This is a genomic window from Vibrio sp. SCSIO 43136 (genome assembly GCF_023716565.1).
In the GTDB taxonomy this organism is placed as follows: Bacteria; Pseudomonadota; Gammaproteobacteria; order Enterobacterales; family Vibrionaceae; genus Vibrio.
The window spans coordinates 768,483-780,028 of record NZ_CP071848.1 but is presented as its reverse complement, the minus strand read 5'-3'; the positions used below and the strand labels follow the sequence as shown (position 1 = coordinate 780,028).

15 protein-coding genes are annotated in these 11,546 nt (G+C 46.2%); 8 read left to right on the top strand and 7 right to left on the bottom strand.

The window, feature by feature from the left end:
• Positions 1-109: 109 nt before the first annotated feature.
• The 4 genes from J4N39_RS03820 to J4N39_RS03805 all read right to left on the bottom strand — a co-directional run bounded on the left by J4N39_RS03820 (position 110) and on the right by J4N39_RS03805 (position 4,384).
• Complete coding sequence (locus J4N39_RS03820) at positions 110-1,243, bottom strand: flagellin (protein WP_252022111.1); 1,134 nt, start codon at positions 1,241-1,243, stop codon at positions 110-112.
• A gap of 418 nt (positions 1,244-1,661) precedes the next feature.
• The gene (locus J4N39_RS03815; protein WP_252022109.1) at positions 1,662-2,795 is read right to left on the bottom strand and encodes a flagellin; all 1,134 of its coding nucleotides are present in this window, start codon (positions 2,793-2,795) and stop codon (positions 1,662-1,664) included.
• 191 nt (positions 2,796-2,986) lie between these two features.
• Positions 2,987-3,889, bottom strand: a complete 903-nt coding sequence (locus tag J4N39_RS03810; protein WP_252022107.1) for a Dyp-type peroxidase — start codon at positions 3,887-3,889, stop codon at positions 2,987-2,989.
• Positions 3,890-3,925: 36 nt separating this feature from the next.
• The gene (locus J4N39_RS03805) at positions 3,926-4,384 is read right to left on the bottom strand and encodes a DUF2919 domain-containing protein (RefSeq protein ID WP_252022105.1); all 459 of its coding nucleotides are present in this window, start codon (positions 4,382-4,384) and stop codon (positions 3,926-3,928) included.
• A 62-nt stretch (positions 4,385-4,446) separates the two neighbouring features.
• Between J4N39_RS03805 and J4N39_RS03800 the strand changes: the two genes are divergently transcribed.
• Both J4N39_RS03800 and J4N39_RS03795 read left to right on the top strand, forming a co-directional pair.
• On the top strand, positions 4,447-4,782 hold the full coding sequence (locus J4N39_RS03800) for a DUF2956 domain-containing protein (RefSeq protein ID WP_252022103.1): 336 nt from the start codon (positions 4,447-4,449) through the stop codon (positions 4,780-4,782).
• 22 nt (positions 4,783-4,804) lie between these two features.
• Complete coding sequence (locus tag J4N39_RS03795; protein ID WP_252022101.1) at positions 4,805-5,137, top strand: DUF4156 domain-containing protein; 333 nt, start codon at positions 4,805-4,807, stop codon at positions 5,135-5,137.
• Between the two features lie 73 nt (positions 5,138-5,210).
• Here the strand turns inward: J4N39_RS03795 and J4N39_RS03790 are convergent, their stop codons facing one another.
• A complete protein-coding gene (locus J4N39_RS03790) occupies positions 5,211-5,492 on the bottom strand; it encodes a winged helix-turn-helix domain-containing protein (RefSeq protein ID WP_252022099.1) in 282 nt (93 codons plus the stop codon).
• 285 nt (positions 5,493-5,777) lie between these two features.
• Between J4N39_RS03790 and J4N39_RS03785 the strand changes: the two genes are divergently transcribed.
• The 4 genes from J4N39_RS03785 to J4N39_RS03770 are packed head-to-tail and all read left to right on the top strand — an operon-like array spanning position 5,778 to position 8,165.
• The gene (locus J4N39_RS03785; protein WP_252022097.1) at positions 5,778-6,125 is read left to right on the top strand and encodes an ArsC family reductase; all 348 of its coding nucleotides are present in this window, start codon (positions 5,778-5,780) and stop codon (positions 6,123-6,125) included.
• 15 nt (positions 6,126-6,140) lie between these two features.
• Positions 6,141-7,286 carry a succinyl-diaminopimelate desuccinylase gene (dapE, locus tag J4N39_RS03780; RefSeq protein ID WP_252022095.1) on the top strand — a complete coding sequence of 382 codons (1,146 nt, stop codon included), beginning with the start codon at positions 6,141-6,143 and terminating at the stop codon, positions 7,284-7,286.
• Positions 7,276-7,956 carry a M15 family metallopeptidase gene (locus J4N39_RS03775; RefSeq protein ID WP_252022093.1) on the top strand — a complete coding sequence of 227 codons (681 nt, stop codon included), beginning with the start codon at positions 7,276-7,278 and terminating at the stop codon, positions 7,954-7,956. Before dapE ends, J4N39_RS03775 begins: the two co-directional genes overlap by 11 nt.
• On the top strand, positions 7,953-8,165 hold the full coding sequence (locus J4N39_RS03770) for a DUF2897 family protein (protein WP_252022091.1): 213 nt from the start codon (positions 7,953-7,955) through the stop codon (positions 8,163-8,165). Before J4N39_RS03775 ends, J4N39_RS03770 begins: the two co-directional genes overlap by 4 nt.
• A 90-nt stretch (positions 8,166-8,255) precedes the next feature.
• Here J4N39_RS03770 and bamC read toward each other — a convergent pair whose 3' ends face one another.
• Together bamC and dapA are read right to left on the bottom strand one after the other, a co-directional pair.
• Complete coding sequence (gene bamC, locus J4N39_RS03765) at positions 8,256-9,281, bottom strand: outer membrane protein assembly factor BamC (RefSeq protein WP_252022089.1); 1,026 nt, start codon at positions 9,279-9,281, stop codon at positions 8,256-8,258.
• Between the two features lie 79 nt (positions 9,282-9,360).
• Positions 9,361-10,239: a 4-hydroxy-tetrahydrodipicolinate synthase gene (dapA, locus tag J4N39_RS03760; protein WP_252022087.1), complete on the bottom strand. Its 879-nt coding sequence runs from the start codon at positions 10,237-10,239 to the stop codon at positions 9,361-9,363.
• Positions 10,240-10,482: 243 nt separating this feature from the next.
• Between dapA and J4N39_RS03755 the strand changes: the two genes are divergently transcribed.
• Both J4N39_RS03755 and bcp read left to right on the top strand, forming a co-directional pair.
• Complete coding sequence (locus J4N39_RS03755) at positions 10,483-11,028, top strand: glycine cleavage system transcriptional repressor (RefSeq protein ID WP_252022085.1); 546 nt, start codon at positions 10,483-10,485, stop codon at positions 11,026-11,028.
• 18 nt (positions 11,029-11,046) lie between these two features.
• The gene (bcp, locus tag J4N39_RS03750; protein WP_252022083.1) at positions 11,047-11,514 is read left to right on the top strand and encodes a thioredoxin-dependent thiol peroxidase; all 468 of its coding nucleotides are present in this window, start codon (positions 11,047-11,049) and stop codon (positions 11,512-11,514) included.
• Positions 11,515-11,546: the final 32 nt, after the last annotated feature.

Sequence of the window (11,546 nt, the reverse complement as noted above, 5' to 3'; positions counted from 1 at the left end):
AGGATCAAAAAAAGGCCAAGGATCTCTCCTTGGCCTTGAGGGCTCTATAACTACTGTTTATTTTCAGTAATTTACATCTCTCACCCTGGATATCTTTTTTAGCTCGATATTAGCCTAGTAGGCTCATCGCAGCGTTTGGTGCCTGCTTCGCTTGAGCAAGAATCGACGTCGATGCCTGTTGAAGGATCTGATTCTTAGTCATGGTGGTCGTTTCTTTCGCAAAGTCCGTGTCTTTGATGCGGCTCTTCGACGCATTCACGTTCTCATTGATGTTATCTAGGTTGCTGATCGCATGACCTAGACGGTTTTGAATCGCACCGAGCTCTGCACGGTGGCTGTCTACGTACTTCAACGCCGAGTCAATGATTGCTACCGATTCTTGAGCGCCGCCCACAGAAGTCACATCGATGGTGTGTACTGTCACGTCGCCTGACTTGGCAAGGCCTAGGTCTGTCGCCAGACCACCAGATAGTGCTAGGTCACCTGTCACTTTGTTGTTACCAGCAAACAGCTGTAGTTGACCATCTTCGTTCACTGACGCTTTCACCATGTCTGTTTGACCATTGATGTAAGTTGCCAGCTCTTCAATGTCATCGCCTTCTTTTGCGGTGATATTAATGGTTTGTGCTTGACCGTTGGTGTCAGTTAGGTCGATTTGTAGATCGTTACCCGTCGCACCCACTGTCCAATCTTTATCTTTTGCGTTCGCCGCTTGGTAGCTTGAACCACCCATCATTGAGTTATCGCTGCGCATGTCTTTTAGCGTCATCATCACGGCTTCACCGTTATCGGCACCGATTTGGAACGATGATGTACCGTAGGTGCCGTTCAGCAGCTTGTTACCACCGAAAGATGTGGTTTCTGCGATACGGTTTAGTTCGTCGTTAAGCGCTGTCACTTCTTCTTGAATCGCAACTCGCTCTGATTTTGAGTTAGAGCCGTTCGCTGATTGCAGTGATAGGTCACGCATACGTTGCAGGATGTTGGTGGTTTCGTTCATCGCACCTTCTGCGGTTTGTGCGATTGAGATACCATCGTTGGCATTTCGTACAGCCACTTCTAGACCACGGCTTTGAACGTTCAAACGGTTAGAGATCTGTAGACCTGCCGCATCGTCCTTTGCACTGTTGATTTTGAATCCAGAAGACAAACGTTCCATCGATGTTGTCATGTTGTTCGCTGCGTTGTTTAAGTGACGCTGTGCTGTCATCGCAGATACGTTTGTGTTTACTGTCATGCCCATAATGGTTTACTCCAATTGATTTTCCGTAGTGCGGCTTCCGCCGTCGCGGAAAACCAAGTTGATTCATTTAAGATGTTTTATTTAACGGAAGGCATCGAAAATCCTTTAGAAAAAAAAGCCAAAAAACTTTATTTTTTTGCCAAACGGTCACTTTTCACTCAAACAGCATATATTTGTGAATTTTCTACTAAAGCAATTCAAGCCTAGGCCGATACAGCAAGATTTTTTGTCTTAATCGCCTACAAAATAAGGCTTTTAGCGAACGACACAGATCAGCCTATTGAGTGTTTTTTAGACACTTTTGCAATTAGGTAAGAGCCAAAAGGAGGTTTAAGAGAAGAAAAGTGGGGTTTATAGGTACAACAAAGACACTTTCCCACCAAATGCAACAAATGGCATTAAATGAAAGAGAAGTGCTTTAACCAAGAAGAGTCAGCGCCAAATTAGGCGCTTGCTTGGCTTGAGCCAAAATGGAAGTACTGACTTGCTGCAATATCTGTTGTTTCAACATTTGAACCGACTCTTTGGCGTAATCGGTGTCTTTGATGCGACTATTGGAAGCAGCAAGATTTTCATTAATATTGCTTAAGTTATTAATCGCATGGTCAAAACGATTCTGATAGGCCCCTAGTTCCGCTCTATGGCTGTCCACATACTTAAGCGCCTGATCAATAATTGCCACCGAACGCTGAGCCCCACCCACATCGGTGATCTGTGCGCTGTGTACCGTTTCCATCACCGGACCGGACATACTGAGCGTACTGGCCAATGCGCCACCAAAACTTAAGTTTGTCGCGGCTTCGTCACCAGAGGCAAAAATTTGCAGTTGGCCATGTTCATTTACCGAGGCGGACACGTTGTCCGTTTGGCCATTGATGTAAGTGGCTACCTCTTCGATGTCATCGCCAACCTTAGCCTGGATATCGATAACAACATTCTGGCCCCGTTTGTCGGTGTAACTTATTGTAAACTGCTCATTACCCGGGGAAACCGTCCAACTGTCATCAGCCATCGCATTCGCCACATAGCTAAAGCCCCCCATCGACAAAGTATCCGAACGCATGTTTCGCAGCCCAACACTCACTGCCTCCCCTGAGCCTGCGCCAATCTGGAACGCCGCATCACCATAGGTACCGTTTAATAGCTTACGGCCTCCAAACGAAGTGGTTTCCGCAATCCGATTCAGCTCGTCATTGAGTGCAGTAAACTCCTCTTGCAGCGCTTGGCGTTCTGCTGAGCTATTTGAACCATTCGCTGATTGAAGCGAGAGATCCCGCATTCGCTGCAAGATATTGGTGGTTTCTTTCATCGCCCCTTCGGCAGTTTGCATGATCGAAATACCATCATTGGCATTACGAACCGCCACGTCCAATCCTCGCATTTGAGTTTCTAAACGATTAGAGATCTGCAACCCCGCCGCATCATCCTTAGCACTATTGATCCGACTCCCTGAAGCTAAACGCTCCAAGGATTGGTTCAATGCGCTAGTTGCTTGCCCGAGATTTCTTTGGGCAATCAATGCGGAAACATTGGTGTTAACAGTTACGGCCATTAGACTCACAAAAATAGGGATTACAGCTTAGATAACGACCAAATGAGAGAAAACTTGAGAAGGATTTTTGGCTTTTTAAGTGTAGATCTATTTGCTGCTTAGCTAGCAAAGCGGGCTTGGGATCAGGAAGGGGCTATATATTAAAGACAGTTCTCCCCTAAACCAGTAAGAAGAGAACTGTCAGCAGTAGCTTAAGCGATTTCCATCGCTGCCAGCATTTCATTCGCTGGTGCAAAGAAGTACGCACCTGTCACCGCTTTAGTAAAACGCAACATCATATCTGTTTTGCCATCGGTCACACCGTACATGCTATCTAGCATCGCTTGGAAGTTATGTACGGTATTGCAGTAGGCAATAAACAGCAGGCCGTGCTCACCAGAGACAGAGCCATAAGGCAAACTGTGGCGAACAATCTTCAGGCCCACACCTTCTTCTTTAATGTCCACTCGACCAACGTGGGACGTAGGTGGCACATCATCCAGTTCAATAGAGTCAGGCTTGGTTCGACCGATAATTTTTTCCTGTTTCTCCACCGACAAACGATTCCACGCCGGAAGTTGGTGAATAAAACGCTGCACCATGACGTATGCACCGCCAGCAAAATCCCCTTCAGGGATCAAAGCAACTTCCGCACGTTTTTCACCCGCAGGGTTTTCAGTACCATCGATGAAATCAGTCATGTCACGGCTATCCAAATAACGGTAACCATAAGTTTCATCAACGACATCTACATCCTGCTCAATATCTGCCAGTAGCTTACGTAGCACATAAAAATGCAAGTCATGACGGTGAGAGTGGCAATGCAGCAGTACATCCACATCGGTGCTCGGTGCATGAGCATCCCCTTCACCCAGCTCAGGGAAAGGTACCAATTCTGATGGCATGCTTTGATTAGTTTGAGCCCAAAAGCTGTGACTAAAAGCAACACTCACTTTTAGATCCGCCTGTGGCTGATGATGATTTAACACTTCCACCATTTCTGGCAACGCCTGTAAGCGCTCTAGCACTCGGCTATGGTTAGTCTGAACTTTTAACTGCACATACAGTGCAAATGGGCCGGCATCGGCGACAATCGCTGGCTGAGAACTCGACATAACAAACTCACTTCAATCTATAGTTATTAATAATACTTATTCTAGAGACATCGAGGATAAACATGTTTTCACCCGTTTGCTATTGATCAGGAACAGCAAAAACCAAACTAGTATCACACCGCTCACTGCGACCGACCAACTAAAGACATGATTTGTCCTGACAATTTGTAAAATGATCAATCCAAGGTGGAGAATGGTTATTGTGATGGTTAAGCCCCTTGATGCGCTCATCATTCTATTGATCCATCGACGCTCTGGGTGTCGCAATCCAATCAGCCACATCATTACTATAGATGGCAAACCCAACCATAGCCCGATATACAAAGACTCGCGAATGGGATAAATCATCTCAAGCAACTGACTGCCTGACTCTCGGCTTACCCCTGCAATCACAAACACAATCCACGCCTTGGCTAAAAAAAGCCAACCAAGCCACAACCAAATAGGCGGCTTCAAAAAACCATGTTTATCATACTGCTCAATGGGATAACGCACGCTTACCTCAATAATTAATTAGTGTTAATCTAATTCAAGGAATATAACAACATACCTAGCGCATGAAACAGAAAAAAATCACTCCATCTCCGCAAACTCAAGAAGATGCGATGAAAATAGCCAAAGCGACTCAAAAACCCGGACAAACCAAAGAGCAGACCAAATTAATTGCCCAAGGGATCGAAAAAGGCATTGCTCAGTACAAAAAGCAGCAAAAAGAGCGCCAGCGTCAAGCTGATAAGGCGAAGAAAAAGGTCCAACGCCAGAAACAGTCTGTCACAAGCGAGGACACTCCAATACAGACTGAAGTGGAAGTTGTTGTGGAGCAGCCTAAACTAGCGTGGGGATTGTTAGTGGTAAGCTGGATAGGCTTTGTCACTTATCTATTACTCAAATAACTTTAGGATGCAAAGAGGCGCAATGAAAAGGATAGTCTTGGCTTTAGCGCTAGGGGCGCTGGCAGGTTGCAGCACGCCAACCAACCAAGTCACAATGCAGTCGAGAACGGTACAGGTGCTCACATCACCTATTGCGCTGCCAGAGCAATGTACCTTCATCGATGAAGTGATTGGCAATGAAGGCCATTGGTATAGTTATCTTTTTTATACCAACGACTCATTAATCCAAGGGGCAGTGAACCAAGTGAAAAATCGTGCACAGCAAGCTGGTGCCGATACGGTAGTTTTGCATCCGCCTCATGAGTTTGCCACGTCAGTGACATTGCTTGGTAGTGCTTATCGCTGTGAAAAATAGTGATTCAATATAGACAAGTGATTCAATATAGACAGACATAAAAAAACGCCAGACATCACGTCTGGCGTTTTTTCTAGAATCCGAGAGCAGAGGCAATATCCGTTTCTCGATCCATCACCCATTGACTGTCAAATGGCCCCCAATCTGACAGTTGGTAGTAGCCGTCATTGTGGCGACGACCGTCTTGAATGAACATCAACTCAATGCCTAAGCCCGGTAGGGCTTTAATCACATCTTGAATCGTTCGGCGCGGCCACCCAGTTTTTTCAATTAACTTAGGGACATTCGGCCTTTCAAGATTCTCCACCAGCAAGGCCAAATATAGACGCCTCGCAAACACAGGATTCAACTCCATTGATACCTCCTAAAGCTGTGCTACATCCATTATTTCCGTTTCGAGCTTTAGTGTGTTGCGTTTGATCAATTTTGGTCAATTTGTGAGGCGTTTTTGCTAAGAAGTGGCATATATCCATCATTCTGCGCCGATTAAGCCGCCTAGTTTGTAAGATTCTTTCATTTTGTAGTGCATTGCTTGCGTCTATGATCCCACGCCTCAAACTGATAGGATGACATCACTATTACAATGATTTACCACACTGCCCAGCGGTCGTGGCAACTACCCAGCTTCAAAGGAACCATTATGACCATCACTATGTATGGGATCCCAAACTGCGACACGATTAAGAAAGCCAAAAAATGGCTAGAAGCCGAAAATGTTGAGTTCGCCTTTCACGATTACCGTAAACAAGGTGTCGATGAGGCGATGGTGAGAAACTTCTGTGAGCAACTCGGTTGGGACAAGGTACTCAACAAACGTGGCACCACTTATCGTGCGCTCAGCCAAGAGCAAAAAGATACTCTCAATGCAGACACCGCTATTGCTTTACTAGTTGAGCACCCTGCGATGATCAAACGTCCAATTCTGAGCGTAAATTCAGATCTGCACTTAGGCTTTAAAGCCGACCAGTACCAAGCGATTTTTAAGTAATAAGGATATTCAAGGATGACAGATAGCCCGGTGTTGGCCCTTGCCAAAGACCTCATCAGCCGCCAATCGGTAACCCCAGAAGACGCAGGTTGCCAACCTATGATGATTGAGCGACTCAAGGCCCTAGGATTCGAAATTGAAGTCATGGTGTTTGAAGACACCACCAACCTTTGGGCTCGTCGTGGTACCAAAGCACCACTGTTTGCATTTGCAGGACATACGGATGTAGTGCCAGCTGGTGACCCAAATCAGTGGCATACCCCACCATTTGAGCCAACCATCATCGATGGTCATCTTCATGGTCGCGGTGCTGCAGATATGAAAGGCTCACTGGCATGTATGCTGGTGGCGGTAGAGCGATTCATCAAAGAAAACCCTGATCATGATGGTTCAATTGCGTTTTTGATCACTTCCGATGAAGAGGGACCATTCATCAACGGTACCACTCGTGTGGTGGATACCCTGATGGAGCGCAACGAGATAATTGATATGTGTATCGTAGGTGAACCATCAAGTACGCACCACGTAGGTGATGTGGTTAAGAATGGTCGCCGCGGCTCGCTAACTGGTGACTTGAAAGTTCGTGGGGTGCAGGGGCACGTTGCTTATCCGCATCTTGCACTAAACCCAGTACACGTTTCTCTTTCAGCATTAGCTGAACTGGCTGCGATCAAGTGGGATGAAGGCAATGAATACTTCCCACCTACCAGCTTCCAGATCCCGAACCTTCATGCAGGTACGGGAGCATCCAACGTGATCCCAGGCGAGTTCACCGTACAGTTCAACTTACGCTTCAGTACTGAGCTTACGCACCAAGATATCCAACGCCGTGTCCACTCAACATTAGACTCTTACGGTTTTGAATATGACCTAAACTGGACACTCAACGGCAAACCATTCTTGACCGATACAGGTGAGTTACTGGATGCGGTCGTCGCTGCGGTAGAAGACGTGAACCATAAAAAACCTGAGCTATTGACCACGGGTGGTACTTCAGATGGCCGCTTCATTGCACAAATGGGTACTCAGGTGATTGAACTTGGTCCTGTTAATGCGACCATTCACAAGGTCAACGAGTGCGTTAACATCGCCGATCTTGAAAAGCTTACCGATATGTACGAAAAAGTACTCGAGAAACTACTGAGTAAGAATGACGCCTGATCAGCTAACAGGGGTGGTGACAAGCCACCTCAAAACACTCTGTTTGGGTGAGCAACAACTGCTCGCCCACCCTCAAGTTCACTTTGCCCTTACCCAATTGCACCAACAAGCCCAAAGCGCAGGTTTTGAGCTTGCCATCGCTAGCGGCTTTCGTGACTTCTTCCGTCAAAAGCTTATCTGGGATAATAAATTTTCGGGTAAACGACCATTGCTGGATAGTCAAAGTCGACCTGTCGATGCAAATACCTTGTCTGCGCAAGAGAAAGTCACAACGATTATGCGTTGGTCAGCCCTGCCAGGAGCAAGTCGGCACCATTGGGGCACGGACTTTGATATCTATGCTAAAAACTGTCTTCCCGAAGGGCAAAACTTGGTGCTAGAGCCGTGGGAATATTTAGACGGTCATCAACACTCATTTTATCAATGGTTAAAAGAAGCAATTAGACCGCTTGGCTTTTTCTTCCCCTATGACCAAGACCGGGGAGGTGTCGCAGCGGAACCTTGGCATATCAGCTATGCCCCAGTAGCGCAAATTGCGATGAAACAACTCACACCAGAACAACTCACTCAAGTTTGGGCGCAAAACCCGATCGAAGGCATAGACACAGTGCAAGAGATCCTGCCTAATATCTATACTAGATATATCACCAATATCGGGAGTCTATCATGATTGAGTGGCTAACTAACCCTTGGGTAATCATCATTGTCGTCGTTGCGGTGGTGGCTGGTAATATTGCAGCGCTAAAACAAACTGCCAATATGAAGTTTGATAAAAGTCAGGGGGCGAAAGATCTTGATCGTCTCAACGAACTGGATAAGAAGCTAAATCCAGAGCTGCATGAGAATAATGATTCAAAGCCGAAAACTGAGAAAAAATAGAAGCTTTAAATCGAGTGAATTCTAATCCGAATACAAAAAAAGCTTGGGGAAATTTCCCCAAGCTTTTTTACTAGCCGGACAAAGTTAGACTTACTTGCCTTTGGTTTCTGCCAGTTTAGCTAGTACCGGTACTAATGAGTTCAGTACCTCTTCTGTCACTGGCTTATCTGATGAATCAGTGATATTAATCGAAGTACGGTTATTTAAGTCACCAATCAGGAAGGTGTAGTTCGTCCCTTTCAGATCAAATGGCTTCACACCAACCGTTTGCCAGAACTCATCATTTGGCTCAGCGTACTTCGCTTTCACCACGCCTTGAGACTGGTTGCGCTCTTCCAACTCAAAGCCCATTTGTGGCAATAGTTCTGGAAGCTGCTGCCAAACAACGTCATACGGTGCACGAGCAATAATGACTGGTAGGCCGCTGCGGTCCTTACCCATGGTAATTGGGATATGCTTAACCAACTCCTGCGCTTTCAGGCGAGCTTCTTCACGCAAGTTTTCATCGTATGTGGACATCACTAAGTTAGTCATCAACACGTTGTAGCGAGATTTGTTGGTCTCTGAAACAGGCTTAACCACGCCATTTTCACGCCAGTCAATCAAGGTCATCTTGAAACCGTAGCGGCGGTTGGCTTCATATCGCTCAATAGCGTAACGACTACCAATCTCAGCGTTTTCATCATTCGAAGTCCAAGTCACCCAATCGGTTTCTACTCGGTTTGCACTGTTCTCACGCAGCGTGATTTCACGTGCTGCCAGCATATCGAGTGTGGTTTGCCACACCTTGTCCGCTTCTTCTTGCTTTACAAGCCAGAGGGTGACTTCGCCATCGTTAAATTCTGAACGAGCCCCAGGGATCAAATCTAAAATCTGCTGAGGTGGACGAATATCGACATTCGGACCAATCTCACCAGTGAATTCCCCAGCTGGGATCTGATAATCTGGGTACACCTGCGGTGTCGCATCAGAAGGTAACGCCAGTTCTTTCAAAGGTGGGGTGTCGAGGTAATCGAAATCATCGCGTGCCTGACGTCGGTCAGACGGGTCACTTGAACATGCGCTGAGAACGAAAACAGCCAGTGCGCTTGTCACTAGCTGAGTAGAAAACTTCATTGGTACTCCTAGTTCACTTGTTGTTTGGTACGAATACTTACTGTCCAAACTCATTGGGAGGGGCTTATCCCCTCCTCCATCATGCGATGCCAGCGTCAGCCATAGCTTGGCGAACCACTGGTTGCGATGCTTCTGTCAGCTCAAGAAGTGGCAGTCTCAAACCACCGTAGTTGATCAAACCAAGCTCTAACGCCACCCATTTCACTGGTGTCGGGCTTGACTCGATAAATAGGTTCTTGTGCAGTGCCATCAAACGTTGATCGATCACTTGTGCTTGTTCGAACTCGCCAGCCAGTGCCAATTTGAACATGTTTGCCATATCTTTAGCTGCAACGTTTGCAGTAACAGAAATAACGCCGTGACCACCTTGCTTCACAAATTCCAAGCCAGACGCATCATCGCCACTTAGTAAGATAAAATCTTCGCCACAAAGTTCACGATGAAGTGCAATTCTTGATAGATCACCGGTCGCATCTTTTAGCGCAACAATATTTTCGATCTTGGCAAGACGAGCAACGGTTTCTGGCAGTAGGTCTACTGCGGTACGACCTGGTACATTATATAGAATGATTGGCACATCGCTCACTTCAGCGATGGCTTTGTAATGCTGGTATAAACCTTCTTGCGACGGTTTGTTGTAGTAAGGAGTAACACTTAGAACACCAGTAATACCTGAACCTTGTAGCAAACGGCTAAAGGTCACTGATTCATGGGTCGCATTCGCGCCGGTACCTGCGATGATTTGTACGCGATCTGCAGCGTACTCTACGCACTTCTGCACGACTTTTACGTGTTCTTCGATGGTCAGCGTTGCAGACTCACCGGTGGTACCGACAGCAACAATTCCATCTGTTCCTGCATCAATATGGTACTCGACTAGCTTTTTCAGGCTATCGTAATCCACTTCACCTTCTTGATTAAAAGGGGTTACCAGCGCAACCAAGCTTCCTGAAAACATGTCTATCTCCTTTTTATTTAATCTTTGCATGGTACTGTAACAACCTTTGGAAACACAAGGCTTGTAAGCGCGGTAGATGACAAACTCTTGTTAATAATTTGAAGCTTGAGCATAGAAAAGTGAAATGAGCGCAAATTTGACCACACAACCTACCTAAGTGATGTAATTTTCTGCGCCGAACCACTCCACGATTTGTCAGCTGTGCTACCATGCCAATACACCATGAAAAATAGAACTGTGACTATGTTACAACACTTAGTACTCACCGCAGTGGGTAGCGATCGCCCAGGAATAAGCAACCTAATTACTCATTTGGTTACCGATGCAGGATGCAACATCGTCGATAGTCGTATCGCTGTGTTTGGTTCTGAATTTACTCTCATCATGTTGCTCTCGGGAAACAGCAATGCACTCACCCGAGTGGAAACCACATTGCCCCTGTTTGGCCAGCAACATGATCTGCTGACCATGATGAAACGTACCGCCACCCACGAAGTGGCTGACCACTGCTATCGTGTGGAAGCCTTCGTTGAGTCGGATGATAAACTTGGACTAACCGAAACGTTCACCCAGTTTTTTGCTGAGCGCAACATCGGCCTATCAACCCTAAGCGCTCAAACCATAAACAAAAACAAAATTGCGACCAGCAGCGACAAGTTTCAAATCGCTATCGTGGCGTTAGTCGAAAGTGACTGCAATTTAATGCAGCTAGAAGAAGAATTTTTGAGCCTATGTACGGAATCCAACGTACTAGGTAACATCAACTTTATTAAAAACAACCAAATATAAATAAAAAAGGAAAGCTCAATGAATACTTTGACAGCAGGCTCGCCAGCTCCGGCGTTTTCTTTGCTTGATCAAGACGGCAACACCGTCACTCTTGCCGACTTTGCGGGCAAGAAAGTACTGTTCTACTTCTACCCAAAAGCGATGACGCCGGGTTGTACGGTTCAAGCCCAAGGGCTTCGTGATATCAAAGCCGAGCTAGACGCACACAACGTTGTGGTGTTGGGCGTGAGCATTGATCCAGTAAAACGTCTGGGCAAGTTTATCGAGCGAGATGAGCTCAACTTTACCTTGTTGTCGGATGAAGACCATGCGGTAGCTGAAGAGTTCGGTGTCTGGGGCGAGAAAAAATTCATGGGTAAGGTATATGATGGTCTTCACCGTATCAGCTTCCTAATTGATGAAAACGGCACCATCGAGCACGTGTTCAACAAGTTCAAAACGAAGACTCACCACGAGGTGGTACTGGACTACTTGAACGAGAAATAGTCTTGATGTGTTGACCTAAAATTCAACTTGAA

Excerpts from the sequence above, each read along its gene's own strand:
- J4N39_RS03775 (WP_252022093.1), top strand. The coding sequence starts at position 7,276 with ATGACGCCTGATCAGCTAACAGGGGTGGTGACAAGCCACCTCAAAACA.
- J4N39_RS03800 (WP_252022103.1), top strand. The coding sequence starts at position 4,447 with ATGAAACAGAAAAAAATCACTCCATCTCCGCAAACTCAAGAAGATGCG.
- J4N39_RS03785 (WP_252022097.1), top strand. The coding sequence starts at position 5,778 with ATGACCATCACTATGTATGGGATCCCAAACTGCGACACGATTAAGAAA.
- bcp (WP_252022083.1), top strand. The coding sequence starts at position 11,047 with ATGAATACTTTGACAGCAGGCTCGCCAGCTCCGGCGTTTTCTTTGCTT.
- J4N39_RS03815 (WP_252022109.1), bottom strand. The coding sequence starts at position 2,795 with ATGGCCGTAACTGTTAACACCAATGTTTCCGCATTGATTGCCCAAAGA.
- J4N39_RS03790 (WP_252022099.1), bottom strand. The coding sequence starts at position 5,492 with ATGGAGTTGAATCCTGTGTTTGCGAGGCGTCTATATTTGGCCTTGCTG.
- bamC (WP_252022089.1), bottom strand. The coding sequence starts at position 9,281 with ATGAAGTTTTCTACTCAGCTAGTGACAAGCGCACTGGCTGTTTTCGTT.
- J4N39_RS03810 (WP_252022107.1), bottom strand. The coding sequence starts at position 3,889 with ATGTCGAGTTCTCAGCCAGCGATTGTCGCCGATGCCGGCCCATTTGCA.
- J4N39_RS03820 (WP_252022111.1), bottom strand. The coding sequence starts at position 1,243 with ATGGGCATGACAGTAAACACAAACGTATCTGCGATGACAGCACAGCGT.
- dapE (WP_252022095.1), top strand. The coding sequence starts at position 6,141 with ATGACAGATAGCCCGGTGTTGGCCCTTGCCAAAGACCTCATCAGCCGC.
- J4N39_RS03770 (WP_252022091.1), top strand. The coding sequence starts at position 7,953 with ATGATTGAGTGGCTAACTAACCCTTGGGTAATCATCATTGTCGTCGTT.
- J4N39_RS03795 (WP_252022101.1), top strand. The coding sequence starts at position 4,805 with ATGAAAAGGATAGTCTTGGCTTTAGCGCTAGGGGCGCTGGCAGGTTGC.
- dapA (WP_252022087.1), bottom strand. The coding sequence starts at position 10,239 with ATGTTTTCAGGAAGCTTGGTTGCGCTGGTAACCCCTTTTAATCAAGAA.
- J4N39_RS03755 (WP_252022085.1), top strand. The coding sequence starts at position 10,483 with ATGTTACAACACTTAGTACTCACCGCAGTGGGTAGCGATCGCCCAGGA.